This is a genomic window from Ideonella sp. P3_A4 (assembly GCF_056403075.1).
The window spans coordinates 1-3,333 of record NZ_JBFUGE010000628.1 but is presented as its reverse complement, the minus strand read 5'-3'; the positions used below and the strand labels follow the sequence as shown (position 1 = coordinate 3,333).

Here is a 3,333-nt window from a genome sequence, read left to right as displayed (position 1 = left end):
GCAAGCGCGTTCGTTGTTGGCGCTGCATGCACCGAGCACGCTGGCCTTGCAGGAACTGGCCCCAGTCTGGCGCGAGTGCGAAGAGCCCGGCGGGCGGCAGCGCATGCACCTCGGCCGCCAGCTTTCCGATGGCTGCCAGCACGCTGCACTTCTTCGCCTCCGGCAGCCCGGGCCRGACCTCGGTCAGTGGCTCGCCGGCAAGCTGCGTCATGACGGTGTAGGGCCAGCCGTCGCGCTCGCCCGTGGCGACCAGCGCAGGCGTCGGCACGCCCAGGCGCCCTTGCAACTGGCCCAAGGCCTGCCGCTCGAATTCGCAGTGGTCGCGCAGGAACGGCGGGTAGAGCTTGACGACCAGCTCGTCGCCCACGAGGCCGACCAATACCGTGCCTTCCTCGACCTGCCTGACAGACGCCCCCGAGTGGCCGGCGGCGATCGATGCGATCACGTCGCACCAGCGCGCGGGTTCGTCATGCAGCGCGTCGAAGGCCGCGACGTCGATGGTGGCGGGTAGCGTCAATGGGGTCATCGCGGGATTGTCTTTCCCCGCGCCTCGCAAGGGCGTGAAGTCAGGTAACGAGCGGACGTTGGGGCGCCCGCTCGCTGGATCATCAGATGACCCAAGTGCCGTAGTTGCGATGGTCAACGCATTGCGGGACCACCGTGGCGTTCGCCGCCGTCCAGATGTTGCCGCCCCAGGCCCCACCGACCCATTCGCGGTAGCGGAACCAGACGGTCGAGATGTTGTCGCCGACCATCACCATGGGCAGATTGACGGCCGGGGTGACGCAGGTGTAGGTATCGAAGCATTCCTTGGCGGTTCCCACCGTCGACACGACCCCCGTCGTGGCGTCGAGGACCCGCACCTGGTTCACGCGGATCCGCGTGCCGGTGTTGTTGTCGAAGCTGAAGGTGATGTCCGGGCAAGCGAAGGCCTGTGACCCGAGGCTGGCGCTCAGCAGCAGGGCGGTGATCCTGGCGATGGGCCGGAAGATGCAATTCATGATGAACTCCTTGGATAATCGTTGAGACTTGGATGGCGTCTCCGCTGGCGCGGGTATCGCCGATCAGGTGTTGCCTTGTCTGACATCACCTGCCACACAGAGCACACCGATAACGGATTAGTACGTGCCACGTGAAAAGCAGGCGTCCGAAGCCGCCAGCCCAGCCGCGTCGGGACCCTCGTACACCGGCCGCACGATCGGGTAGGCGAAATCGCGGCCCATGCGGGCCCTGGCGCTGAAGTACGAGATCCGCATCCGCTCGCTCATCGTGTCCAGGTCCACGCTGCCCTGCTCGTCGCAAGGCACCGTGATGCCGCGGCCGCCGTCGAACAACGAGGCGAACCGCAGTTCGTGCAGGCGACCAGCGTCGCTGCTCATGGCTTGGGCTCTCATGGTGCACCTCCATCGGTTGTGCTTGCCTGCACAGAGCGCCCACCGCTCGTCTTCGTACCCGCCGATAGGTGCCAACCAGGGGGCAACCACGATGTACGTTTGCGCCCCCGCGGCGCTCTGTGCGTACTGAACGCCCCCGAGGTGTTGCCGTCAGATCGCCATGAAAGGACCCGATGGACAGCGTGCAGTGCACCATCCCAGTCGCCGGATATGGCCGGTCGACTCTCGCCCTGCTTGGTGGCATGATCGCCCGGACGCAATCCGGCCGGGGGATCCCTGTGGACTGGAACGAGATCACGGACGGCGAGCTGGTCCGGCGCTGCGCCGCAGGGGAACGTGCTGCCTGGAGCGTCCTGGTCCGGCGCTACGAGGCGCTGGTCTACACCATCCCCAGGCGCGCCCGGCTGCCCGACGCCGCGGTCGAAGACGTCTTCCAGACCACCTTCTTGCGCCTGCTCGAGCACCTCGATCGCCTGCAGCAACCCGACCGCCTGCGCGAGTGGCTGGTCACCACGGCCAAGTTCGAGACCTGGCGCGTGTGGCGAGATGCGGCTCGGCGCGACGGCCCCGGCGACGACGCGCTCGAGTTGGTGGCCGACACCCAGCCGCTGCCCGAAGAGTTTCTCGCCGAGGTGCAGACCTGGCACGCGGTGCAGCGCGGGCTTGAGCGCATCGAGCCGCGCTGCCGGCAGATCATCGAATGGCTGTACCTGGCCGAGACACCACTGTCCTACGACGAGATCGCGCAACGCCTGGACATGCCGTCCGGCAGTCTCAGTCCGACACGCCAGCGCTGCCTGGGCAAGCTGCGTGTGCTTCTCGAGAGCGCGTGAGCCGAGCATGAAGAGGTACGACCATGCATGAAGCCGACGACGCCAATCTGCAGGCACTCAAGGAGGTGCTGGCCCGCAGCCGCGGGCTCGAGCACGCACCCGAGCACCTGATCCAGAAGGCCATGGATGCCTTCGATGTCTCGCGCCGCCCAGCAGCTTCGCGTGCAGGCACCCCTTCGCCATTGCAGCGGCTRCTCGCGGTGCTCACGTTCGATGAGATCGGCACGGCGCTGAGCCCGGTGCGCACCAGCGGCTCGTCGGCGCGCCGTCTGGTGTTCAGCGCCGACGACATCGACGTGGCGCTGAGCGTGGTGCCTGGCGCCGTGCGCGGCACCTGGCGCATCGACGGCCAATGCCTGGGCGATGACGGGCCCGGCGATGTGCAGCTCACTTGCGGCGACCAGCGCCTCGATGAGCCTTGGAGTGCCCAGGCCGAATTCAGCCTCGAGCCGGTGCCACCGGGCGAGTGCCGGCTTGTGCTGCGCACCGAGCGCTGGGAGATCACCCTGCCCCCGTTCGAGTTGCCGCCGCCCGGCTGAGCGACGATGCAGCCCGCCTTGCTCGACCAGGCGTGGCGGCTCAAGGAGGCCTGCTACCAAGCCTGGCACACCGAGCCCGCCCAGGCCCGTGTGCTGGCCGACACGCTCTCGGCGTTGGTCGAAGCGAACACCGATGCGCCGGCCGATGTGCATGCGGCACTGCTGCCGGTGCGCGACTGGGTCGAGGGCATCGCGCTGCTCACCGAATCGCGACTGCCGGCCGCACTGGCCCAGCTCGAGGCGGCGTGCCACGCATTCGCCGCTCTGGCCGACGCGCGGCACGAAGCCGAGACGCTGCTGCCGCAAATGGTGGCGCACCTGCTGCTCGGCCACCAGGACGAGGTGGTGCGCGTCGGCCAGCTCGCCTTGTCGCGCTTCGAAGCCATCGGCGACCAGCGCTCGGCGGGCAAGGTGCAGATCAACCTGGGCACGACGCTGTCGCGGATGGACCGGCACGCCGAGGCCGAGCGCATGTTCCGCGGCGCGGCGTCGCGCTGTGTGAGCGAAGGCGACGCCGAACTGCGCGTCATGGCCGAGATCGGCCTGGCCAATGCGCTGACGTGGCAG

Annotated in this window: 6 protein-coding genes; 3 read left to right on the top strand and 3 right to left on the bottom strand. The window is 68.2% G+C overall.

The annotated features are described in order from the left end of the window. The 3 genes from AC1DYI_RS30180 to AC1DYI_RS30170 form a co-directional block, all read right to left on the bottom strand. Nucleotides 1-526 (bottom strand): phosphotransferase (locus AC1DYI_RS30180; RefSeq protein WP_477207806.1); only part of this gene is annotated, 526 nt, incomplete at its 3' end. A gap of 82 nt (nt 527-608) precedes the next feature. After that, nucleotides 609-1,001 (bottom strand): hypothetical protein, encoded by a 393-nt coding sequence (locus AC1DYI_RS30175; protein WP_477207805.1) that lies wholly within the window; start codon nt 999-1,001, stop codon nt 609-611. A 117-nt stretch (nt 1,002-1,118) separates the two neighbouring features. Continuing rightward, nucleotides 1,119-1,394, bottom strand: a complete 276-nt coding sequence (locus tag AC1DYI_RS30170; protein ID WP_477207804.1) for a hypothetical protein — start codon at nt 1,392-1,394, stop codon at nt 1,119-1,121. Between the two features lie 278 nt (nt 1,395-1,672). On the opposite strand from AC1DYI_RS30170, the gene AC1DYI_RS30165 reads away from it, so the two are divergent. From AC1DYI_RS30165 to AC1DYI_RS30155, 3 genes are all read left to right on the top strand, one after another. Further along, complete coding sequence (locus tag AC1DYI_RS30165) at nt 1,673-2,227, top strand: RNA polymerase sigma factor (protein ID WP_477207803.1); 555 nt, start codon at nt 1,673-1,675, stop codon at nt 2,225-2,227. A 23-nt stretch (nt 2,228-2,250) separates the two neighbouring features. Next, on the top strand, nt 2,251-2,766 hold the full coding sequence (locus AC1DYI_RS30160) for a hypothetical protein (RefSeq protein WP_477207802.1): 516 nt from the start codon (nt 2,251-2,253) through the stop codon (nt 2,764-2,766). A 6-nt stretch (nt 2,767-2,772) separates the two neighbouring features. Beyond that, a partial coding sequence (locus AC1DYI_RS30155) for a hypothetical protein (protein WP_477207801.1) occupies nt 2,773-3,333 on the top strand: 561 nt, incomplete at its 3' end.